Consider the following 22,695-nt stretch of genomic DNA (forward strand, 5'->3'; position numbering starts at 1 on the left):
TCTAATGCTCCTGCTTGCTGGCTGCTTCTTCGTAAGCCGTAATGATGCGGGCGACGACTGGGTGCCGCACGACATCGTCAGCCGTAAAGCGTACGAATTCAATTGACTTGATATTGGCCAGGATGTGTTGAGCACTGATTAAACCACTGCGCGTCCCGTGAGGGAGGTCAATTTGTGAAACGTCGCCATTGACCACCATCTTCGAGCCAAAGCCTAACCGCGTCAAGAACATCTTCATCTGTGCATTCGTGGTGTTTTGGGCTTCATCAAGGATTACAAAAGCGTTGTCGAGCGTCCGTCCACGCATATAGGCTAGCGGAGCAATTTCAATTGTTTCCCGTTCCATCAGCCGTTCAACGTGATCAGCACCCATAATTTCATTAAGCGCATCATAGATTGGCCGCAGGTAAGGATCAACCTTCTCTTTAAGATCACCAGGAAGAAAACCTAGCGATTCGCCAGCTTCAACGGCTGGCCGCGTCAAAATGATCCGTTCTACTTCTCCACGCTTTAAAGCAGCGACGGCCATGGCCACAGCCAGGTAGGTTTTACCAGTCCCAGCGGGCCCAATTCCGAAAGTAATGTCGTTTTCCTTCATCGATTGGACGTACTGACGCTGGCCAAAGTTTTTCACCCGAATAGCCCGACCACGACGGTCCTTAATAATCAATTCATTGTACAGATCGGCAAAATATTCAAGGGTGCCCCGGTGAGCCATTTTCATAGCACTAATAATGTCAGTACTGCTAATGGAAATGTCCTGCTGTATTAATTTGACTAACTCATTCAGGACATCCGCCGTTAATTTAACGTCCTCTTCATTACCAATAATTTTAAGGTGATCACCAAATGGATTGACTGTTACATGCATGCCACTTTCTAACAATGCAACGTACTTGTCTTGAGCACCAAGTAAGCCGATTTCCACTTTTGGGCTATCAATCCGGTAACTTTGTTCATATGATGGTTGTTCTTCGCTCAAAGATTTGTGTCCCCTTTACTACGAGTCTGGAATCATCTTTCCAGCTTCAAAAAATCTTAATTTATTATAGCATAGCTACAACGGACCTTCTAACAAAACAAAATCCCCGCCATTAAAAGGCAGGGACTAGTTTGAGATAGAATCCGATTATTGCAGCATTGCCTTGACAGTCTGGTTGACCACCTTACCATCAGCACGGCCGTTGAGCTTCTTCATCGAAGCTCCCATCACTTTGCCGAAGTCTTTCATACTCTTGGCGTCGACATCCTTAATTACTTGGGCAATCACTGCCTTCACTTCATCTTCAGACATCTGAGCAGGCATGTAACTTTCGACAACCTTCAGTTCCTTCTCGGTCTTTTGAATCAGGTCGTCACGGCCAGCCTTCTTGAAGTCAGCCAGTGAATCCTTCCGCTGTTTGTCTTCACGCTTCAAAACAGCAATTTCTTCGTCCTTTGATAGGTCATGGCCTTTTTCAATCTGTTCGTTCTTCACGGAAGCCTTTAACATGCGAACAACTTCCAACGTGTCCTTATCATGGGCCTTCATGGCTTTGATCATATCTTTTTGTAAAGTATCAAGTAAACTCATTATCCTTACCTCCCAAAAATAAAAGCTCCTGCCGAATGGAACCATTCGTTCAGGAGCTTTGCAGCTTTAAAGCTTAGTAACGGCGACGCCGCTTATTCTTACGCTTCCGAGCCGCCTCTGATTTCAACTTACGTTTTACGCTAGGCTTTTCGTAGAATTCACGCTTGCGATATTCGCGAAGAGTGCCATTACGTGAAACTGAGCGTTTAAAGCGTCGAAGAGCATCGTCTAACGATTCATTCTTGCGAACGACTGTTTTTGACATCAGATATCCCTCCCTCCGAGCTAAAAATGCATAATTGCCGCGGCCAAATATATAATCTGGCCTTACCACTACAAATACCAGTATACCCACTGCTATTTCCAGCGTCAACATAAGATTTAAATTTTTTCGGCTAATTCTGGCTAGCCGACAGTTTAACCTTTAATCCTTTTTATCTTGATCCTTAATAATCAGGTGGGATTCATCCAGTTGTTCCTGGGTGATCGTGCCTGGAGCTGCGGTCATCGGTTCAACAGCCTTGGAGTTCTTAGGGAACGGAATGACGTCACGAATATTGTCTGCCTTGGCAAGCAGCATGACGTAACGATCCAGTCCAAAGGCCAGCCCACCTTCAGGCGGCATCCCCATCTGCAAGGCGTGAATCAAGAAACCAAAGTTACGTTCTGCCCGTTCTTTAGTAAAACCAAGGGCCTTTAAAACCTTCTCTTGAACGTCTGGCCGGTGAATACGGATCGAACCACCGCCAATTTCGTGACCGTTCAAGATAATGTCATAACTCTGTGCATGAGCCTTATGAGGATCTTCACCGGGTTCAAGGTAGTGCAAGTCCTCTTCGTTCAACATGGTGAATGGGTGGTGGGCGGCAATCCAGCGGCCGCGGCCTTCATCATATTCAAACATTGGCCAGTTAACTACCCAGAGGTAGTTCCACTTATCATAATCAATCATGCCCATCTCGTGAGCAAAGTTTTCCCGCAAGTAGCCAAGTGCACCGCAAACAACCTGGAACGAACCAGCAACGAAGAGAATCAGGTCACCTTCGTTGGCACCTAACTTCTCGTTCAACTGACTAGCCTTGTCCTTTAGGAACTTTGCTACTGGGCCTGAGTAACCATCGCTTGTTACTTTAACCCAGGCCAAGCCCTTGGCGTGGAAACGCTTGATGTAGTCTTCCTTTTCACTGATCTTCTTGCGGGAGTACTTGTCAGCACCGCCAGGAACACAGATGGCACGAACATAATTTCCGTCTTTTACCGTGTTAGCAAAGACCTTAAAACTACTGTCCTTCACGATGTCAGAAACATCAGTGATCAACATCTTAAAGCGGGTATCAGGCTTATCAGTTCCGTAACAGTCCATTGATTCCTGCCATTCCATCCGCTGGAAAGGTGTCTTGACCTCCACACCGAGGACGTCCTTCATGATCTTTTTGATCAGACCTTCTGTTTCTGTTTGGATATCTTCAGCCGTGGCAAAACTCATTTCTGTGTCAATTTGAGTAAATTCAGGCTGACGGTCCCCACGCAAGTCTTCATCACGGAAGCAGCGTGCCAGTTGATAGTACTTGTCAACGCCGGCTGCCATCAGCAACTGCTTAAAGAGCTGCGGCGACTGTGGCAAAGCGTAGAAGTGGCCTGGGTAAACCCGTGAAGGAACCACGTAGTCCCGCGCACCTTCTGGTGTTGAACGCGTCAGGTCAGGAGTTTCAATATCCATGAAGCCTTCTGAATCGTAATAGTTGTGGACAACGCTAGTAACTTTGCTACGAATCTTCAAGTAGCGCATCATTTCTGGGCGACGCAGGTCTAAGTAACGGTACTTAAGACGTAAATCTTCACTAGCATCGACGTCATCAGCAATTGCAAATGGTGGCGTTTGAGACTTAGCCAGAATATTGATGGTGTCAACGACTACTTCAATCTGGCCAGTTGGAATGTCAGGATTAGGATCTTTCCGCATCCGGACTTTACCCGATACTTCAATGACATACTCACTGCGACACTGATCAGCGATCTTGAAAGCTTCTTCGTTTTCTTTTTCGTTGAAGACCAGTTGAACAATGCCTTCACGGTCACGCAGGTCAATGAAGACCAAACCGCCCAGGTTACGCTGCTTAGCAACCCAACCCTTTAAGACAACCGTTTGGCCCACTTGTTTTTCACTCGTCAGGCCAGCATAGTTAGTCCGCTTCACAATTATTATCCCCTTTCAACCTCTTGGTAATATTTGGAAAAATCATTCAACAAGTCGTCAAGTGCGACTCTTTTGTCTTCTTCATGGCCAACCCGCAAGCGAACAGACTTATCTGCCAGATCTTTAGCGCCCAGAATGACAATCAATTTAGCGTTATCCTTGTACGCATTCTTGATCTGGGTCTTAAACTTACGACCTTCATAATCACGGTCAGCACTAAGACCAGCATCACGAGCAGCTTCAACCAACTGGAGAGCTGGCAGGTTGGTGTCCTCACCATCGTTGACGACGTAGACATCGAAACTGGTCTTTTGGTTCAACGAAATACCTTCATCATGAATTAACAACAAAAGCCGTTCCAAACCAATACCAAAACCAATCCCGGGTGTTTCTGGGCCACCAAGTTGTTCCACTAAACCGTTGTAACGACCGCCACCGCAGATAGTCGTATAGCCGTTGCCCAGAGACTTGGCCTTGACCATAATTTCAAAAATTGTGTGGTTGTAGTAATCGAGTCCCCGGACCATGGTCGGATCGACGACGTAAGAAATACCTAACTGATCCAACATTTTCTTAACAGTTTCAAACCGTTGAGCGGCTTCTGGCGTCAGGTAATCGAGAATTGATGGAGCGTCAGCGACAAATTTCTTGTCACGTTTATCTTTACTGTCCAGCACCCGCAGCGGGTTCTTTTCCATCCGCTCTTGAGAATCTGGGCTTAATTCATCAAAATGCGGTTTCAGGTAATCTACCAGCGCCTTGTGGTAAGCATCACGTGATTCCTTATCACCCAGCGTGTTGATTGCTACGCGGAGGTCGTGCAAACCGATTTGTTTGAAGAAACGCATTGCCATTGTAATGACTTCGACATCCATTGCCGGATTTTCACTACCAAAGGCCTCTACCCCAATTTGGTGAAATTCCCGTTGACGTCCGGATTGAGGACGTTCGTACCGGAACATCGGTCCCATGTAATAGACTTTGTATGGCTTCTGGTATTCTGGACCATAAAGTTTGTTTTCAACAAAGGCCCGCACAACACCAGCCGTCCCTTCTGGGCGCAGTGCAACGTGACGGCCACCCTTATCATTAAAGTCATACATTTCCTTCGTTACAATATCGGACGTATCACCCGATGACCGAGAAAAGACTTCATAATTTTCGAATAATGGGGTGCGAATGTTTTGATAACCATAACGCTGAAAAATCTGACGAGCAGCCTGTTCAACACTTTCCCAGTTAGCTGATGCTCCCGGTAAGATGTCGGCTGTCCCCCGTGGACGCTGATAACGCATGATATTCCTCCTTCAATGCCTGCCAAAAAGAAAAGCACCCTCGCAATTGCAAGGGTGCATGGTGCACGGTACCACCTTGGTATCACTCTTGGATAACGTCATATTGACGGGGATTGCTCCCAGCCTCCAAAGTGTCAATGCGGTTTGCCACCTAGTAGGCTTTCACCAGTCCCCACTCGCTTATTTTGGGCTAACCGTACATTCTTCTTCACTGGCCATTAATCTCTTGTTCGCTATTAAAGTTACCAGTTGGATGCCACTAAGTCAAGTCTGTTTGCGAGTTGATAGAAGAACTAGCTTGCAAAAAAACAGCAGCCTTTCTAAAATTTAAAGCATAGTCTTAAAACCAGGAGATGATGGTTTGAAAAAGAAAATGCCAAATCATTCGGTGCTGATCAGCATTCTGCTGCTGTGTTTAACTTTGCTGCTGATCTTTGGCCTCAGTCGTCAAAAGACAGTCGTAATCAAAACAGCAAACCTCAATATTCACAGTGGTCCTGGCATCGACTATCCGGTAATTGATACAACTAAAGCACGACAGCGCTACCACGTTGTCGGTCAGCGCAACGACTGGTACCGGGTACGGATTACGGATAAAAAATTTGGTTGGGTTGCCAGCTGGCTGGTGAACCGCAAGAAGCCGCTTCAGCATGTGACCCGCCTATCCGAAGCCACCGTCGTCATTGACCCTGGACACGGGGGATCCGATTCAGGAGCAGAATATAAGAATTCCAAGAATCCGGAATACATGGAAAAAACTTATACCCTTCAACTCGCCAAAAAGGTGGCAATGGCATTGAGAATGCGGGGATGTCACGTTATCATGACCCGTGACAACGACCGTTACGTCGGCCTGAAGCCCCGACCAGAACTAGCCGAAAGTCTGCACGCAGATGCCTTCATCAGTTTTCACTATGATTCTTCACCACAGCGCAATGAAGGCACGGGCATCACAGCTTACTACTATCACCGCGGCAAATCAAAGCAACTGGCATCGACCATGTCCCAGCAATTTAACAACTTGCCCCTTACCAATAAGGGAATCAATTTTGGCAACTTCTTAGTCATTAGGGATAACACCCGGCCAGCTATTTTGTGCGAAATGGGTTATATCAACACCAAACGCGACTTTAACCACATCAAGAGCTTTTCTTATCAGTGGAAAGTTGCCAACGATGTGGTCAAGGGTCTTAACCAATACTTCAAGGAACAGTAAAATAACTTTGGGAGATGAAATAATGAGTCGTTTAAATCATCAATGGATTAGTCAATTACCGATCAAAAAAATTACCAATGTTAAACCTGTCAGTGGTGGTGACATCAATGAAGCTTATCAAATTACCACCCCAGACAAAAAATACTTTATGAAGGTGCAGCCCAACAAAACGGCTAAGTACTTTGGCCACGAAATCAATGGACTGAAAGCACTAGGAAAGGCCATTCGGGCCCCAAAGCCTCTCTATAATGGGCAAATCAATGGTGATGCCTACCTCGTCCTCAACTGGATTGATGCCGGCTACCAGGGCAGTCAAAGCGAGCTCGGTCAATTAGTTGCTAAGATGCACTCCCAAACAAATGATAAATTTGGCTTTGTTGACAATCACGAAACGGGTGCCCTCAACAAAACCAATAACTGGGACGATAATTGGTCGCGCTTTTATGTTGAACAACGTCTTGAGCCTGAAATCGAAGCTTGTGAAAAACTCGGTCGTTGGAACAAGTGGCGCCAACAACACATGGACAACATGATCAGCGCCTTTCGGAAGTACTACCAAAACCATGAAGTTGTTCCGAGCCTCTGTCATGGCGACTTATGGTCCGGCAACTACATGTTTGATACCGAGGGTCATCCTTTACTGATCGACCCCGATGCTGTTTACGGCGACCGGGAATACGATTTAGCTATGACCACAATCTTTGGTGGCTTCAATGATGAATTCTACCAGGCTTACCAACAAACGTTCCCGTTTGATGATGGCCTGCAGGATCGCTTGCAGTGGTACCGTTTCTTCTACCTCTGCCTGCACCTGATTCTTTTTGGTGAAACTTATGGTGGGTCTGTAGATTCCATCCTCGGCGGCTTCTAAAAAATAGCTAACAAAATAAGGGCTTCAACTAGCCAGGAACAATCCTGGATGTTGAAGCCCTTTTTCTTAGTCTTTGTCGTAGATGATCGTGGTTGGCCCGTCATTTTCAAGGTCAACCTGCATATCCGCCCCAAAATGACCGGTTTCGACGTGAACACCACTATCGGCAAGCTTCTGATTAAAGCGATTATAAAGCGGTTCAGCAATGTCCGGCTTAGCAGCTTTGCTAAAGCCCGGTCGGTTACCATGCTTCGTATCGGCATAGAGCGTGAACTGGGATATAGAAAGAATCGCCCCATCCACGTCCGACAAACCCCGATTCATCTTGCCCTGCTCATCTTCAAAGACGCGCAGGTTGACGATCTTATGAACAAGATAATCTAGTTGTTCATCGGTATCTGTTGGTGCAAAACCTACCAGTAGCATAAACCCACGGCCGATTTTGCCGACAACTTGACCATCAATCGATACGCTAGCGCGGTTGACTTTTTGCAATACAACTCGCATTGTTGGCGCCTCCTTAAGAAATGACCCGCTTGACGACGTAGACATCAGGAATATTTTTCAGGGAATCAATAATCAACTGCAGGTGGTTACGGTTGCGCACCCCGACAGAAGCATTGATCGTGGCCATCTTGTTATGGTCCACTTTCCCATTAACAGACGTGAGGTAGCGCGTATTGTTGTTAATGGACCGCAAAACATCGTTCAAGAGGCCATTACGGTTATAGCCTTGGACCTCAATGTCAGCGTTGTAGTTAGTCTTATCCCCTTCTGGGTTGTCCCAATAGACGTTGACAATCCGCTGACCATTTTCTTCTGCTTGCTTGATATTAGGACAGTCTGCCCGGTGGACAGAAATTCCGCGCCCCTTCGTGATATAACCGATGATTGGATCACCAGGAACCGGGTTGCAACAATGCGACAAGCGGGTTAACAGGTTGTCAACTCCTTCGACGACAACTCCGCCACCGCCTTTAGACATATGTTTTGACTGGTTGCGGCTAGATTTATCGACTGTCTGGTGATTTTCCAGGACAGCTTTTTGTTCGGCACGTTCCCGATCATCACGACGCTGCTGACGAATATCGGCCGTGAAGTGGTTGGCAGCACCCTTCACAGTTGTATCGCCAAAACCCACTGAAGCGTACATATCATCAGCTGTCTTAAAGTGCAACTGTGAAGCAATCTTTGCTTCTTTATCCGGAACCATCAATGCTAGGGGATCATAACCGCTCTCCCGCAGTTCATCCTCAATCATTTGCCGACCCTGTTCAATGTTTTTATCGCGGTCGTGAACACGGAAAAACTGGCGAATTTTATTGCGGGCCCGTCGCGTCGAAACAAGGTCAAGCCAGTCCCGGCTAGGGCCAGCTGATGATTGGGAAGTCAAGATATCGACGATATCGCCGTTCTTAATTTCATAGTTCAGGGGTACAATCCGGCCATTAACTTTGGCACCCGTAGCGTGATTACCGACTTCAGTATGAATTTGGTAAGCCATATCCAGTGGACCAGACCCCTTTGGCATTTCAATGACGTCGCCTTTGGGGGTAAAAGCATAGACTTTATCAGCAAAGACGTCACTTTGAATGCCCTTCATGAAATCGTCTGTTCCCTGGGATTCGCTACGCATCTCAAGGATTTCTTTAACGACGTTTAATTTCTGGGAATCCTGACTGGCCTTGACACCCTTGAAGTTACCTTCCTTATATGCCCAGTGTGCGGCAACACCATATTCGGCCACCTGATGCATGTGATGGGTCCGAATCTGGATTTCTAGTGGCGTGCCAGAAGGACCGATCACAGTCGTGTGTAAGGACTGGTAGCCATTAGGCTTAGGCATGGCAATGTAATCCTTAAACCGACCAGGCATCGGCTTCCAAGTGGTATGGATAGCACCCAAAACAGCGTAGCAATCACGAATGGAGTCGACGACCACGCGCACAGCGAGCAAATCGTAAATTTGGCTAAACTGTTTGTGTTTGGTCACCATCTTGTGATAAATCGAATAAATGTGCTTCGGACGACCATAAATTTCGGTGTTAGGTCCTAGATTCAAGCCGCTAATCGCTTTTTTAATCAATTCGATGGCGTGGTTAATGTAATCAACCCGCTGATCACGCCGTGAGTTCATCAGGTGAACGATCCGGTAATATTGCTGTGGGTTTAAATAACGCAAAGAGAGGTCCTCAAGCTCCCACTTGATAGTACTAATCCCTAAACGATCAGCAATTGGCGCATAAATTTCCAACGTTTCGTTAGCAATCCGCCGTTGTTTGTCAGGACGAAGGTGTTGCAAGGTCCGCATATTGTGCAAGCGGTCAGCTAATTTGACAATCATCACCCGAATATCCTTGCTCATTGCTAAGAGCAATTTCCGGTGAGTGGCTGCCATTTGTTCTTTGTTAGATTTGTAATGAATCTTACTTAATTTGGTATCACCATCGACAATGAGCGCAACGGTAGGGCCAAACAAAGTCTTAATATCATCCAGGGTTGCACCGGTGTCTTCGACAATGTCATGAAGATAACCGGCACACACGGTATCCGGATCCATTCGTAAATTAGCAAGGATTCCAGCAACTTGAATCGGGTGAATGATATAGGGTTCACCTGATTGGCGTCGCTGATCATGATGAGCGACGTAGGCAAAGTGATAAGCACTATCGACTTTCTTGACGTGTTCCTCATTCATGTAGCTCTTGCACATGTTGTGAACGTCATCAGCCGTCAGTTCTTTAAATTCTTCTGGCATTTATTGCTGACCTCCTTTACTCAAATTCAGTGAAGACCGCTTGATTGACCAAGTCAGGTAGCTAACGCCGAGATAGAACAAAGCAAAGTACCAGGTATATTTAGGTGCAAACTGGTAAGCAGTGATGAAGAACAAGATCGGCATCACAAATAATTTCCACCAGTGACCAGCGCGCTGTGCTAGACGATAACCTAACCACAAGCTGGCAAAGCCATTCAAGGTAAACAGGAGCCAACCCACGAAGAACGCTTTTTTCATATGTCCAAAGTGAATCAGTGGTTGCTTCTTCAGCATGGGTATAATTAAGCCGCCAACGATCACGACAACCCACCAGAGTACATCGAGATGTTGCCCAATTTTTTGCCACTTTGCCTTCATAAGCCCAGCTCCTTTGCATTAACTAATGAAAATATTTTAACACAGAAATTAGTTACTTTGTCAGTTCAAGCTGGTATGAAACCGCAGCCATTAAATATAAGGGGGCTGTTTCTGTTCTCAGAATGCGTGGCCCTAAACCAACAGCAGTAATTCCATCTTTTTGCATTGCATCAACCTCGCCTGACGTTAGTCCACCTTCCGGACCAAAGATGGCCAGTAAGCGCTGGCCGGGACGTAAATTCTTTAAATTTTGTGCCAGCTTCGCTTCTTCCCCCTCTTTAGCAGATTCTTCCCAGGCAACAAGACATTCATCGGCTTGAGCTAACGCAACCGCTTCTTGCCAATTCTTAGCATAGGCAACCGTTGGTACGTAGTTACGGTGTGACTGCTCAGCCGCTCCCTGAGCAATCTTTTGGAGTCGTTGTAATTTTCTCTCACGCTTATTGCCCTTCCAATAAGAAATGGAGCGTTGAGCATCAAAGAAAATAATCTGGCTAGCACCCATTTCGGTACCCTTTTGAACAATTAATTCTGGTTTGTCCTTGGTCTTGGGAACGCCACAGGCCAACACCACATGGACAGGCAATTCACTTTGTCTTGCTAGTCGCTTGATAATCCTGGCTTGCCCATTGGAAACTAATTCTGCTAAATATGTTTGATGATCAGCTAACACTAGTTCAAACTGATCACCTCTTTTTGCCCGCAGCACGGTCAAAAGATGATGACTGATATCCGTAGGCAAATCCAAATTACGGTGACCAGGCTCGCAATCAGTCATGAAGTAATGTTGCATGAAACAACCTCCTATTCATCAGCAGTCGGTTTGTGGGCAATCAGTCCGTACCAATCCTTCATCCGCAAGCTTTCGTCTAAAATGAAACCTTGCTTATCAAGGGCATCGGTCACGGTCGAAAGTTTATCATTGATGATTCCTGATAAAAGAAGCTGCCCGCCAGATTTCAAATTCTCCCAGGCCTGAGGGATTAAAGGAACGATGATTTCAGCTAAAATGTTGGCAACAATCACGTCAGCATCTTGACCATGTATACCATCTAAAAGGCTGTTAACCCCCAGCTCTACGTCCTTGGCAACTGGGTTGAGATCAATGTTTTCCTTTGCCGATTTCACAGCTGTATCATCGATATCATAAGCGCTGACTTGGCCTGCGCCTAACTGCTTAGCTGCAATACTTAAAACGCCAGAACCTGTCCCGACGTCAATCAAACGCTCACCACCCTTAATAACAATTTCGAGAGCTTGAAGCATCAGTTTTGTTGTCGGGTGCGTTCCGGTGCCAAAGGCCATCCCTGGATCCAACACTAACAATTTTTCATTAGGGTCCTGCTTCTGGTATTCTTCCCACTTGGGAACAACCGTCAACTGGCTGGTAACCCGTACCGGATGATAATACTTTTGCCAAACCGTCGACCACTGCTCATCTTTAATTGCGCTGCTCTTGACCGTTCCTGGAGCATAATCCAGTCCAAACGTACCTAGTTGTTTGACACGAGCTTTAATAGTATCCACTAATTCTGGTAAAAAGGTTTTCGGTGGAAAGTAGCCGGTAACTGCGGCCCCATGTTCACGGTGTGGCAGAGTTTCAGGATCAACAATTTCACCATATTTGCCGTATTTTCCCGGAATGATATGGCTGTAGTCAGCAGCATTGTCGATCTGCACCCCGTTAGCACCCTCATCCGTCAAAATATATGATACGGCTTCCACCGCTTCGTTAGTCGTTATCACTGACACAGCTGTCCATTCCATACGTTATCCCTCCATATACAATAAGGCCCCAACGTCTGGCAATGCCAGACTTGGAGCCCACGCTGTACAAAATCAAACCTAGTAGTATTATTTTTCTTCACTTGCTGCTTTTTCTTTAGCCTCTGCCTTGGCCTCTTTTTTAGCAATTTTAGCTTCTTTGGCCCACCTTTTAGCTAAGTGGTGATGCAGATAATCAATTAGCTCAGTTTCCGTTTTAAAGATGCGCGGATGCTTTTGATGGTGAAGCCGGACATCAATTTCATTGATCCGTAGACGTCCCGTCCACGTATGGGAGTAACGAATGATTACCCGGTTGTTGAGTTCGTGTTTGCCAAAACGGAAGACATAAATGTGTTGTGGCGTCATCATTGGCCTGATGTAATCTTTTTGGTATGTCAGGTCATTATCGCGCATGAATTTCTTTGTGCGGTTAAGCATGGTAATCATTTCCTCCTTTCACTCAAAATCGTTGTTCAAAGCTCTTTAACTATACTATTCAGTCTAATATCTAAAATATTGTAGCATAGAAATACAAATTTGCCAAAAAAGCGATTTTTGACGAACTTAAATGATAGTTATTTTTGACTGAAGAAACGCGTCGCAGCAATCGCCTTTTGCCAGCCCTGATAATAACGACTAGCATCTTCAACAGTCATCTTAGGTCGGAATTCCGCTCCAATTTCACTGCAATGTTTCAGTTGATCTTGATTGTCCCAGAAATCAACAGCAAGTCCTGCCAAGAAAGCAGCACCCAGGGCTGTTGTTTCTTCCATCTTGGCACGTTCGATCTTTGTCTGTAAGATGTCAGCTTGGAACTGCATCAAGAAATCATTACGAGAAGCGCCACCATTCACCGTTAGCTTTGAAAGATCGAGCCCCGTATCCTTCACCATCGTGTCGATAACGTCTCGGGTTTGGTAAGCGATCGATTCCAGAGTGGCCCTGGTAATAGCACCCTGATCAGAACCGCGCGTTAAGCCAAAGACTGCACCGCGCACCTCTTGGTCCCAGTAAGGTGCACCGAGACCCGTAAAGGAAGGAACGACGTAAACGCCACCGGTACTTTTGGCTTGAACAGCCATCTTTTCCGATTCACTAGCGTGTTTAAAGAACTTTAGACCATCACGCAACCACTGAATCGCTGAACCAGCAACGAAAATGCTCCCTTCAAGGGCATAATTGACTTGACCATTCAAACCATACGCGATTGTCGTCAACAAACCATTTTTAGAAAGTACCGGTTTAGTGCCCGTATTCATTACGATAAAGGCCCCAGTGCCATAAGTGTTCTTGATATTGCCTTCTTCAAAAGCCCCTTGACCGAAGAGAGCAGCTTGCTGGTCACCAGCAATTCCGGCAACAGGAATCTGAACCCCAAAGAAGTGGTAATCGGCAGTATAACCGTAAATCTCTGATGATGACTTCACTTCTGGTAGGATCTCTTTAGGAATGTCCAATAATTTCAGAATGTCGTCATCCCACTGAAGCGTATGGATGTTAAAAAGCATCGTTCGGCTAGCATTAGTCAAATCGGTTGCGTGAACGCGGTGACTCGTCAAATTCCATAAAATCCAGCTATCAATTGTCCCAAACATCAATTCATGCTTGCGTGCCCGTTCACGTGAACCAGGAACGTGGTCTAAAATCCACTTAATTTTGGTAGCCGAGAAATATGAATCCACTACCAGCCCGGTCTTTTTGTGAATCATATCTTTGTAGCCATCGGCAATCAGCTGATCTGCAATATCACTGGTCTGTTTCGATTGCCAGCAAATGGCATGGTAAATTGGCTTCCCAGTGTAACGATCCCAAATAACGGTCGTTTCCCGTTGATTGGTAATGCCAATGGAAGCAATCCGGTAAGGCTTAATCCCCGACTTAATTAATACCGATGAAATGACCTGCTGAACGGTATCCCAAATTTCCGTGGCGTCATGTTCCACCCAACCAGGTTTTGGGAAATACTGGGTAAATTCTTGTTGAGCCATGGCAACTTTGTGACCATCGTGATCAAAAATAATAGCCCGCGAACTTGTCGTACCCTCATCAATTGCCATCACATACTGCTGCTCGTTCAAGATCGTCAACCCTTTCATAATCTTGCGTCTTGATAATATAACATCATTTTATCATATCTGCTTTTAATTGGTACGGCTCAGAGCGGACTGAATGGAACCGATATCATCATAACTAGCTGTCACAAACAGCTGATCGCCTTCATTAATGACGGTGTCCCCGTGTGGGGTCAACCACTCGCCATTGCGTTTGATCCGGCTGATGGTAATCTGATCAATCATCGGCAATTCATCCATGTTAATGCCGGTGTAACGTCGATTTTTGACCGTAATTTCAAAAATACCATGCTCCGTATCCGTCAGAATATCCATCATCGCTGGCGATTCAATTAGAGCGCGCAACATACTGGATTGGACATTATAAGGATTAAAGATTTCAATACCCTGTTCAACCAATTGATGAAGACTATCAAAGTCGTGCTCATTACTCATCTGAGACATAATTACCCTCTTGACGCCGTGTTTCTTGGCAATCTGGGCAATGGCAAAATTGCGCTCGTCTTCCCGGAAGCCAACGACTAAGACGTCGGTATCAAAAAACTTTCCGTCAAGCAAACTTGACTCGTTAATTTGGTCCAGGTAAGTGATGTCCGGCACTTCGCTATTGTAAGTTTTATAATCTTTTTGGTTATCCGTAACCATTCGAATGTCGTAGAGTTGAGTGGTCAATTGCTGCGTGATCGGTACTGTCCATACGTTAACGCCGAGGATGACAACCCGCTGCTTAATCAGGTCCTCCTTGGTAGCTTTAAAGAGAACGTTAAACATGATCGGCCCACAGATACAAACGATGACGGCACCTAAGATAAAGGCATCCTGTTGGGTGGCCGTGATCGCGTGCAGATTACGAGCAACGGTTAGAGTCGGCAGCACCAGTGTAATCGTCGTTGCACATAAGAATGCAGCAGCCAGGGAATTATGACGACTAAACCGGCGCAGGTAGATAATCGTTGATACCAGCTTTGCAAGCAAGAAGCACAATACAAAGATCGGAATCAGCACTAAAGCGCGCGGATTGGTAATCAATGAACGAAGATTCAGCCTAATTCCCGTCGAGATAAAGAAGATGGGTATGAAAAAGCCGTAGCCGATCGAAGTCAATTTATCTTCTGTCGACTGTTCTGGCTTCAGTAGTTTCATAACCATCCCTGCCAAAAAGGCTCCCAGGATGTTTTCGGCCCCGACAGTTGTAGCCACGGTCACTAAAGTAAAAATCAAGAAGAAGGCAAGCCGTACATCAAGTTGCGTCGTGGATTTCGTCACTTGATTAAACCACTGGTAAGGTTGACGGAAGCGGCGTAGCAGAATAATCGCAGCGATAAACAGCAAGACAATTAGCCACAGCCGTCCGGCATGGCCACCATGAATAGAAGCGTAAACGGTCAGCATCAACATCGGGATCACTTCACCTAGAACAGCCGTCAGCAAAACGGTTTGCCCAATTGGCCGACTCAAAATTTCCTTTTCCTTTAAGGTGGCGATCACTACCCCTAGGGCAATAGAACTAAAGATAATCGTAGCGAGCATGACGCCATTGAACATGCCAGTCACACGCAGTGCCAACCCTAATAAAATTGCCATGACAAAAATCGAACCAAAAGCGAGTGCAGCTATCTTTACTGGTGAATCACCAGTGCTCTTTTGGCCCGGTTGTCTTTTGAAGAGGTCGAAATTGATCTCCATTCCTGAAAGAAAAATCAGGACAATCACCCCGAGACTCGACAAGAGATTCAAGGTACTGTTCATGTGCACAATATTAAAACCACTTTGTCCGATAACGATACCAATTAATATTTCGGCAATCGCTGTCGGCATGTTGGACACTTGAAAATGAGCCATCATCAACGGCACTAATAAAGCCGCTAACATGACGATAAAAATGGAAAGCTGTGACATTATAACCACCCTAAATATAGTCTGTGAATCTTTACCATTTTACCCATAAAACACGGTAAAATAAAAGGTGTAGTCTTAATTTAGAAAGGATCTCACCGATGAATGATCATTTTTCCTCCTGCACCAGCATACTTGTAGGTAAAAACGCATCGACTGACCATTCCATTTTGATCGGTCGTAATGAAGATGCTAAAGCGGCATGGCCCAAGCGGATGGTTGTCCACGCGCACGGCAGCCTCAGCCGTGAATTTGTATCCAAAGATACTGGATTAAAGCTAGAATTGCCAGCAAATAGCGCTCGCTACACCGCAACACCAGAATGGACGGACAAAGAAGGCCTCTTTGAAGAGGACGGAATTAATGAGTACGACGTGGCCATGAGTGCCACTGAAAGTGCTTATTCCAACGATCTCGTGTTAGGCTTTGACCCCCTCGTCAAATCTGGCTTGAACGAAGAAGCTATGATTACCGTCGTCCTTCCCTTTATCAAGACGGCACGGGAAGGTGTAAAACGTTTAGGTCAATTAATCGAACAATATGGTACCGGCGAAACCAACGGCGTTCTCTTTGCCGATAATAATGAGGCTTGGTACTTCGAAAGTGGTGGCGGACATTACTGGGTAGCCCAGCGCATTCCCGATGACTCCTACGCAGTCGTTGCTAACCAACTGGCAATTCAAGAAATTGATTTTGACGATCCAGATAATTTTATGTTTCAGCCGAACATTCGAGATTTTGTAGCCGCTCATAACCTCAATCCAGACCCGGATGGCTTTAATTTCCGGCACATTTTTGGCACCGCTAACCGCTCCGACGCCATTTATAGTACGCCCCGGGTTTGGTACGGTCATCAAATGTTTAACCCACACCAATGTGCAGACGAAATGCCAGAATCACAAGATTTGCCATTTATTGTTAAGCCTGAGCATCAGCTGAGCTTACTTGACGTTCAATCATACCTGGGATCCCATTTTCAAGGAACTCCATTTGATCCCCTTGCCGTCGGTAAAGATCCGCGCAAGGGCAAGTACCGTCCCGTCAGTCTTGCTAAGACTCAGGAATCACATATTCTGCAAATGAACCGTCCGTCAGGTATCAACATCCATTGGCTGGCCATGGGTGTCACGGCCGAAAGTACTTATGTTCCCTTCTTCAACGGAATCACCGATGTCCTGAGCCCGTACAAACGTGGCAAGCTACCCTCACAAGATTCATCCGCTTACTGGACTTTTAAAAATGCCGGCGTACTAGTGGATGCCCAAATGCATGACTTCTTACCACAATTAGAAGAAGTCCAACATCAGCTTAACCAAGCATTCATCAGGGCAATCGCAAAAGTTGACCAAGAGGCGCCAACAATTCAGAACATGGCAAAGCGTCAGCACTACCTGACAGAACAAAGCAAGTCTTTGGCCAGTCTGGCGCTGAAAAAATACCGGCAGTTAACCGCACAGTTATTAACCCAATTAACTGACTATTCCCCGCTCAACTTTGATACGGACGAAAAACTCTAACTGAAACTAAGATTCAAAGAAATGGGAGCGCGACAGAAGTCATTAATAACTTCGTAGTCACGACCCCACAAGCAACAATAGGCCTTTAGCGTTCGGATTTGCCGAATGCTAAAGGCCATTGTTGTACTGTGTGTTCACTTTTTATCCATGTAATAGGAGTTATGTCACAGCCCCTTTTCTTACGTTACACCACTAATCATCATTATTATTTTCGACAGTACTTTGATTATTATTGATGTTCTTTTTATTTGTTCGTTTCCGGTTACGAACATGATTTGCGGGTTGCTGACTATCCAGGAGGTTTTCTTGAATTACCTGCACAACTTGATTGTTTTGTGGCAACGAAGAATGCTCAGCATCTTTTCCCGTTACCGTCATCGTCGTAAAGTGAGACACCTGTTTTTGGTAAATGTACTTACCGGCTTCCACACTACCCTCCGGAACAAGGCCGTCAGAATCGTAGGTCTCTGTCCCCATCAAAGAATAAACAACCAAATTCTCTGGCAAGCGTTTCTTATACTTCAAAAAATCATTAAACATCTGAGTTTTGTTTCCCGCAGAAGTCTCCGCAAAATTATACGGCGTGCCTAAGGTCATCAGTCGCTTAATCCGTATCTGATCGCTGTAGGAACTGTAATAGTGTTCGAGCCAATAGGTCCAGACCAGGCCGCCATTAGAATGGCCAAAAGCTTTGAAATTATTAAATTTATATTGTTCTGACAACACTCTGAACGCTTTGTTGAACATCCGCGCCTGCTTTTTGATGTTGGAATAGCCATCATGGTTATTCTGAAAAGCAATGACGACGATGGGTTCGTTATCACCGCTGGCAATTGACCCGGTGTACGTAATTTTCCCGCTGTTATACACCTTCATCTTCATATATGAATGTTTTTTAGAACCACTAGGACCGGCATTGAGCTTAGCAACCAGCCGGTCAAAACGATTTTGCCCAGCAGAACTGCCAGGAATCATTATCAGTGGTGATACCCGTGAATTATGACGTTGAACCATCGTATGGGTGTTGCTACGCATACAAAAATAAAGTGGGATGACAATCACGATGAGCAAGACGATGATCAACAAAGCGATCCGCTTGGCTGCAGCCTTATCAATATTGCCAAATAATTTCATCGCTGATCCTCCCTCTGGTCGCTGGCAATCACCCGGTCTTCCACTGCTTTGGCCAATCTAACAAATGGAATATACACGATAACGTCAATGATTAGTAACAAGAGTGCCAGCACAATCGTCATTAAGTTACCATTAGTAGCCATATAACCAAATAACAAAGCTGGAACACTGTTCATTGTGGGATATGCCAATGCTGGCACTAGGTGAATTAGAATAGCTAAAATTGCGAGCCCCATGTTAACTAGTGGCAGCACCAACATAGGCAAAAGATAAAATGGATTTAAAATCACCGGCACCCCAATCATCACAGCAGGGTTAACGTTGAAAAAGACTGGCAAAAAAGTCCATTTACCCAGACGGTTCACATCACGATCATGACTAACAATCACCAGGGCAATTAAAAGAGCTAAGATGACCCCCGCCCCACCAAACTCAGCATATGCTTGGTAGATGAGTGAACCGATAAAACGGTGAGGGATGTGCCAACTGCTGCCATGGCTCAGCACGTAACTTAAATTGGTAGCCATCGCCGTTGAATCAAGATGGACGTTAAAAGTGTAAATGCCGTTCAGGCCCAGCCATTCTAGAACCGTCGACAGCATCACCATTGCTGCTTTGACCCAGGTTGAATTGCCATCGGCAGCCAGTCCTTGCAAACTCACGTTAAGATTTGAAAAGACGCTGAAGTAAGATCCCAGATTAAAGAGGATCCCAAAAATAAGGCCCACAAAGCAGCAAACAACAAACGGCCACATTGCGTCATAGGATCGTTGCTTTACTGCCAAAGCATGTTCAACAAGATGATCGGTCTGACCAGCACGACCTAACCAACGGAAAACCTGACCAACAAAAAAAACAATTAAAAGGCTCAAAAGCAAAAAATGGTACGAGAATAAGCGCCATTCGATATTGAACATACTGACATCAGTTGCCCGCTGGAAACGATAGGCAATCAGCAATTCAACGATAACGGCAGTCATCCCAGCCATCTGGCTATCTTTACCATATAAACGTGCCGTATACTTCGCAGCAGCAAATCCTGCCAACAGACCAATGGAGCCTAGAGTGACCGTCTGCAAACCATTACAACAATTGCGCAAAACCTGCATTACTGACGGACTAATCCATTTGTCAGCCCGCAAAATATTATAAAGAATTCCATTGGAGTTCAATAATGCATCCTTGATCACGTCCGCGATCGAACCTATCAGAGCCAACGGAAATAATACGGCTAAGGTTCTCATCAAAACCCGAAAAAAAGCTAATTGCCTGACACGAACACTAAAACAGACTAACCGGTTAAGCATCAATCATCATCCCCAAAAAACTCAACCACGTTTAGCGGCCATTCGTTCACAGTACCGTCGATATTCTTCATCATAATGATAGAGATGATTGAAGTGACTGACCATTTCTTGATCGTGAGTATAAACACGACCAGTGTCCAGTGTCTTTTCATACATCTCTAAATAAGGGATTTTGGCCTCACGCGCGGCCCGACGTTCTAATTCACGATCATAGGCAACGTGACGATAGTCAAGATCCTCAATTCCTTGGTCATCAACAGTCATCAAGAGATAATGAGCGCGCGTATCTGCCTGCAAACGAGCTTGGCCATTAAACGGTTCGCCAACTGATCCAGGATTTAAGACGACCCGTTCATCTGAAGCATAACGCAGAAGTTGGTGGTGAACATGGGCATAGATGGCAATATCTTCATCACCAGCAAAGGCCTCATCAAAGTTAGTGGACGGCTGAGTTGGAAAAAGCTTTTGTCCCATGTTGAGGTCCGGTAGATTATGGGCAATCGAGAAGTTGAATTTTCCCGCCTGAATACTTTGGTGCAGCGGCCAAGCAGCCAACTTTTGAAAAACTTCCGCGGGAATTCGCTGGGCCAAGTCTTGAGCTAAGCGGCCGAAATAAATTCGGGAAGCCTTCAGCGGTTTGATTTTACCGGCAGCTCCATTCACTGCCAAATCATCCCAGTTGCCACGAACACAAACTGAAGGCTTCATTTCTTGAAACAGTTGCCAAACGTTTTCTGCACCAGGACCCGGCATAAACAAGTCACCGATAAACCAATATTCATCGGCATGGTGTTGACGACTATCTTCGTACATTGCTTTCATTGCTGTAAAATTACCGTGAACATCGGAAAAAACAGCAATGGTTTTGCTTTCAGCCATTTCTATCACCCTTTTGATTAGATTCATCAATAAAACCATTATAAACAAAAAGCGGCGCGGGAGCGTCGCTTTTCAATCCTTATTAACTATTTCTTTTGTTTGCGGTTGCGCCGCGTATTGACTTCATAGAAGATCCAAGCCACGCCACCAAAGAAGATCGGTCCGATGATCGTCCAGAAAGCGGTTTGGTAATCGTGCTGCAAAATTGGTGACAGACACGTAAAGATAATTCCGAAGGCAATTACGAGGAAGACAACGGCAACGATGATGTTGGTCAGAACCTTGTTCTTGTAAATTTCGAATGGTCGTTTCAGATCAGCCCGCTTCTTAAAGGCAGGAAAAGCACCTACTAAGAAGAGATATGGCGTCGTCGTCGCAACGTTAGCCATGTTGGTCAAAATTTGATAGAAACGTTGAGCAGCGTTACCACCAAAAGCAACTAAGAAGATGATAATGCAAACAACAATAGCTTGCAGGCGCATCGCATTGCTTGGCATGCCATGGTCATTGATCTTGGTCAGACTCTTCGGCCAGAGATCTGGGTTAGAACCCAGGATAAATGACTTAATTGGTGAATAAATTACAACAAAGAATGAGCCACAGTAAGCCAGGAACATGCTCAGGCCGGTGAAACGTGTCAAAATATTGCCGATCAGAACAGCCGTAGCATGGCTGGTGCCTAAAGCCTTTCCCATCTGGATACCAAGGTTACCCATCAAAACATAGGAAATGTTACCTAGGTTAACGGTCTTACCACCTAATACCTGGTGCCAGTTGGTGCTGACACCCCACAGTAAGATCATCAGTGAGTAAAGGATCATGACGACAACCATTGCAATTGAAATCCCTAACGGGAAAGTGCGTTCTGGCTTATCCAGAGAATCGACAACACCGCTCATGGTTTCCATTCCACCATACGCAAAGATTGCGTAAATGACGAAGGAAATCAATGCAATGGGGCTTTGGAAGAGTGGGTTCGGTGACTTGATAAATGCACTGGCATGAATTGGTTGGGCCATAACGCCGTGGTTAGCAGCCCAGACCACCAAACTTAAAACGATGAACAGACCCGACAAAATCATCACGAAAGTGCCCCCAATGGAAGCAACCTTTGAAATCTTATCAATCCCGTTGCTAGCTAAGATCGTAACAAAGATGATCCAGGCAATCCCTAAGATGCCAACGACCTCAGTCGAAGACAAACCCAGAAAACGCCACGTCTGCGTTTTATCAGCACCAAACACCAAGGAAGACATGGGAATCCATACCTTGGAAGCAGTCGAAACCATCCAGATAATCCAAGCGGACAACCAGATAAAAGTACCAATGAATGCCAGTCGTTCGCCAATAGAAACCTTTAACCAAGAATAGATGCCACCCTTAGCATTCTTCAGAGCTGATCCGTACTCAGCAAACATCATCGAAGACGGCAGGAAAAACAGAATAGCAGCCAAAATATACCAGATGATACTGGCATAGCCCATTTGGTCGTAAGCCACGGTTGTATTGGCAAAGCCAAATGTTTCCGTGAAAATCATTAAGATCAAACCGACAAGCGTGATCTTTTTCTTAACGTTAGACATTTTACTCCCCTTACTAAATGATAAGAATTATTGCTACAATTCTTAGTATACCCTTCTTTTCCTTTAATAAACCGCTTTATTCAATTTTAATTTAAAAAAAGACAAATATTGCAAAATGTTTAGTAATGTTATCATTTCGACAAAATAAAGGGAGCGCCCCCACAAGCAACAATGGCCTTTAGCGTTCGGATTTGCGAATGCTAAAGGCCATTGTTGTACTGTGTGTTCACTTTTTATCCATGGAATAGGAGT

The 22,695-nt window shown here is 45.4% G+C and carries 20 protein-coding genes; 3 read left to right on the forward strand and 17 right to left on the reverse strand.

Features of this window, described 5'->3' with window-relative positions; translation table 11 throughout:
• Position 1: 1 nt before the first annotated feature.
• The 5 genes from AB3114_RS02725 to hisS form a co-directional block, all read right to left on the reverse strand.
• Positions 2-982, reverse strand: coding sequence for a PhoH family protein (locus tag AB3114_RS02725; RefSeq protein ID WP_367341730.1), 981 nt, complete (start codon positions 980-982; stop codon positions 2-4).
• A gap of 147 nt (positions 983-1,129) precedes the next feature.
• Positions 1,130-1,573, reverse strand: a complete 444-nt coding sequence (locus AB3114_RS02730; RefSeq protein ID WP_367341731.1) for a GatB/YqeY domain-containing protein — start codon at positions 1,571-1,573, stop codon at positions 1,130-1,132.
• Between the two features lie 73 nt (positions 1,574-1,646).
• Positions 1,647-1,838 (reverse strand): 30S ribosomal protein S21, encoded by a 192-nt coding sequence (gene rpsU, locus AB3114_RS02735; protein ID WP_102281405.1) that lies wholly within the window; start codon positions 1,836-1,838, stop codon positions 1,647-1,649.
• A 159-nt stretch (positions 1,839-1,997) separates the two neighbouring features.
• Positions 1,998-3,770, reverse strand: a complete 1,773-nt coding sequence (aspS, locus tag AB3114_RS02740; RefSeq protein ID WP_367341732.1) for an aspartate--tRNA ligase — start codon at positions 3,768-3,770, stop codon at positions 1,998-2,000.
• 5 nt (positions 3,771-3,775) lie between these two features.
• Positions 3,776-5,065 (reverse strand): histidine--tRNA ligase, encoded by a 1,290-nt coding sequence (gene hisS, locus AB3114_RS02745; RefSeq protein WP_367341733.1) that lies wholly within the window; start codon positions 5,063-5,065, stop codon positions 3,776-3,778.
• A 361-nt stretch (positions 5,066-5,426) separates the two neighbouring features.
• Between hisS and AB3114_RS02750 the strand changes: the two genes are divergently transcribed.
• A complete protein-coding gene (locus tag AB3114_RS02750; RefSeq protein WP_367341734.1) occupies positions 5,427-6,281 on the forward strand; it encodes an N-acetylmuramoyl-L-alanine amidase in 855 nt (284 codons plus the stop codon).
• A gap of 22 nt (positions 6,282-6,303) precedes the next feature.
• Complete coding sequence (locus AB3114_RS02755) at positions 6,304-7,152, forward strand: fructosamine kinase family protein (RefSeq protein ID WP_367341735.1); 849 nt, start codon at positions 6,304-6,306, stop codon at positions 7,150-7,152.
• 66 nt (positions 7,153-7,218) lie between these two features.
• Here AB3114_RS02755 and dtd read toward each other — a convergent pair whose 3' ends face one another.
• From dtd to AB3114_RS02795, 8 genes are all read right to left on the reverse strand, one after another.
• On the reverse strand, positions 7,219-7,659 hold the full coding sequence (gene dtd / locus AB3114_RS02760; RefSeq protein ID WP_367341736.1) for a D-aminoacyl-tRNA deacylase: 441 nt from the start codon (positions 7,657-7,659) through the stop codon (positions 7,219-7,221).
• A 13-nt stretch (positions 7,660-7,672) separates the two neighbouring features.
• Positions 7,673-9,910, reverse strand: a complete 2,238-nt coding sequence (locus AB3114_RS02765; RefSeq protein WP_367341737.1) for a bifunctional (p)ppGpp synthetase/guanosine-3',5'-bis(diphosphate) 3'-pyrophosphohydrolase — start codon at positions 9,908-9,910, stop codon at positions 7,673-7,675.
• Positions 9,911-10,288, reverse strand: a complete 378-nt coding sequence (locus AB3114_RS02770; RefSeq protein WP_367341738.1) for a hypothetical protein — start codon at positions 10,286-10,288, stop codon at positions 9,911-9,913.
• 52 nt (positions 10,289-10,340) lie between these two features.
• Positions 10,341-11,081: a 16S rRNA (uracil(1498)-N(3))-methyltransferase gene (locus AB3114_RS02775; RefSeq protein ID WP_367341739.1), complete on the reverse strand. Its 741-nt coding sequence runs from the start codon at positions 11,079-11,081 to the stop codon at positions 10,341-10,343.
• Between the two features lie 11 nt (positions 11,082-11,092).
• Positions 11,093-12,055, reverse strand: coding sequence for a 50S ribosomal protein L11 methyltransferase (prmA, locus tag AB3114_RS02780; protein WP_367341740.1), 963 nt, complete (start codon positions 12,053-12,055; stop codon positions 11,093-11,095).
• Between the two features lie 87 nt (positions 12,056-12,142).
• Complete coding sequence (locus AB3114_RS02785; RefSeq protein ID WP_367341741.1) at positions 12,143-12,502, reverse strand: hypothetical protein; 360 nt, start codon at positions 12,500-12,502, stop codon at positions 12,143-12,145.
• A 128-nt stretch (positions 12,503-12,630) separates the two neighbouring features.
• The gene (glpK, locus tag AB3114_RS02790; protein WP_367341905.1) at positions 12,631-14,133 is read right to left on the reverse strand and encodes a glycerol kinase GlpK; all 1,503 of its coding nucleotides are present in this window, start codon (positions 14,131-14,133) and stop codon (positions 12,631-12,633) included.
• A 63-nt stretch (positions 14,134-14,196) separates the two neighbouring features.
• Positions 14,197-16,026 (reverse strand): cation:proton antiporter, encoded by a 1,830-nt coding sequence (locus tag AB3114_RS02795; RefSeq protein ID WP_367341742.1) that lies wholly within the window; start codon positions 16,024-16,026, stop codon positions 14,197-14,199.
• Positions 16,027-16,124: 98 nt separating this feature from the next.
• Here AB3114_RS02795 and AB3114_RS02800 point away from each other — a divergent pair, with 98 nt between their 5' ends.
• Entirely contained in the window at positions 16,125-17,540 is a 1,416-nt protein-coding gene (locus AB3114_RS02800; protein WP_367341743.1) for a C69 family dipeptidase, read from the forward strand.
• A 192-nt stretch (positions 17,541-17,732) separates the two neighbouring features.
• On the opposite strand, the gene AB3114_RS02805 is transcribed toward AB3114_RS02800, so the two are convergent.
• From AB3114_RS02805 to yjeM, 4 genes are all read right to left on the reverse strand, one after another.
• Positions 17,733-18,674, reverse strand: coding sequence for an alpha/beta hydrolase (locus AB3114_RS02805; protein WP_367341744.1), 942 nt, complete (start codon positions 18,672-18,674; stop codon positions 17,733-17,735).
• Positions 18,671-19,918 carry a PTS transporter subunit EIIC gene (locus AB3114_RS02810; RefSeq protein ID WP_367341745.1) on the reverse strand — a complete coding sequence of 416 codons (1,248 nt, stop codon included), beginning with the start codon at positions 19,916-19,918 and terminating at the stop codon, positions 18,671-18,673. Before AB3114_RS02810 ends, AB3114_RS02805 begins: the two co-directional genes overlap by 4 nt.
• 84 nt (positions 19,919-20,002) lie before the next feature.
• Positions 20,003-20,860, reverse strand: coding sequence for a metallophosphoesterase (locus AB3114_RS02815; protein WP_367341746.1), 858 nt, complete (start codon positions 20,858-20,860; stop codon positions 20,003-20,005).
• An 86-nt stretch (positions 20,861-20,946) separates the two neighbouring features.
• Positions 20,947-22,443 carry a glutamate/gamma-aminobutyrate family transporter YjeM gene (gene yjeM / locus AB3114_RS02820; RefSeq protein ID WP_367341747.1) on the reverse strand — a complete coding sequence of 499 codons (1,497 nt, stop codon included), beginning with the start codon at positions 22,441-22,443 and terminating at the stop codon, positions 20,947-20,949.
• Between the last annotated feature and the right edge of the window lie 252 nt (positions 22,444-22,695).

Origin of the sequence: Limosilactobacillus sp. (assembly GCF_040772465.1) — a bacterium.
Lineage (GTDB): Bacteria > Bacillota > Bacilli > Lactobacillales > Lactobacillaceae > Limosilactobacillus.

Excerpts from the sequence above, each read along its gene's own strand:
- AB3114_RS02755 (WP_367341735.1), top strand. The coding sequence starts at position 6,304 with ATGAGTCGTTTAAATCATCAATGGATTAGTCAATTACCGATCAAAAAA.
- AB3114_RS02730 (WP_367341731.1), bottom strand. The coding sequence starts at position 1,573 with ATGAGTTTACTTGATACTTTACAAAAAGATATGATCAAAGCCATGAAG.
- prmA (WP_367341740.1), bottom strand. The coding sequence starts at position 12,055 with ATGGAATGGACAGCTGTGTCAGTGATAACGACTAACGAAGCGGTGGAA.
- AB3114_RS02815 (WP_367341746.1), bottom strand. The coding sequence starts at position 20,860 with ATGGCTGAAAGCAAAACCATTGCTGTTTTTTCCGATGTTCACGGTAAT.
- rpsU (WP_102281405.1), bottom strand. The coding sequence starts at position 1,838 with ATGTCAAAAACAGTCGTTCGCAAGAATGAATCGTTAGACGATGCTCTT.
- dtd (WP_367341736.1), bottom strand. The coding sequence starts at position 7,659 with ATGCGAGTTGTATTGCAAAAAGTCAACCGCGCTAGCGTATCGATTGAT.
- hisS (WP_367341733.1), bottom strand. The coding sequence starts at position 5,065 with ATGCGTTATCAGCGTCCACGGGGGACAGCCGACATCTTACCGGGAGCA.
- AB3114_RS02770 (WP_367341738.1), bottom strand. The coding sequence starts at position 10,288 with ATGAAGGCAAAGTGGCAAAAAATTGGGCAACATCTCGATGTACTCTGG.
- AB3114_RS02795 (WP_367341742.1), bottom strand. The coding sequence starts at position 16,026 with ATGTCACAGCTTTCCATTTTTATCGTCATGTTAGCGGCTTTATTAGTG.
- AB3114_RS02800 (WP_367341743.1), top strand. The coding sequence starts at position 16,125 with ATGAATGATCATTTTTCCTCCTGCACCAGCATACTTGTAGGTAAAAAC.
- AB3114_RS02785 (WP_367341741.1), bottom strand. The coding sequence starts at position 12,502 with ATGATTACCATGCTTAACCGCACAAAGAAATTCATGCGCGATAATGAC.
- yjeM (WP_367341747.1), bottom strand. The coding sequence starts at position 22,443 with ATGTCTAACGTTAAGAAAAAGATCACGCTTGTCGGTTTGATCTTAATG.
- AB3114_RS02765 (WP_367341737.1), bottom strand. The coding sequence starts at position 9,910 with ATGCCAGAAGAATTTAAAGAACTGACGGCTGATGACGTTCACAACATG.
- AB3114_RS02810 (WP_367341745.1), bottom strand. The coding sequence starts at position 19,918 with ATGAGAACCTTAGCCGTATTATTTCCGTTGGCTCTGATAGGTTCGATC.
- AB3114_RS02775 (WP_367341739.1), bottom strand. The coding sequence starts at position 11,081 with ATGCAACATTACTTCATGACTGATTGCGAGCCTGGTCACCGTAATTTG.
- AB3114_RS02805 (WP_367341744.1), bottom strand. The coding sequence starts at position 18,674 with ATGAAATTATTTGGCAATATTGATAAGGCTGCAGCCAAGCGGATCGCT.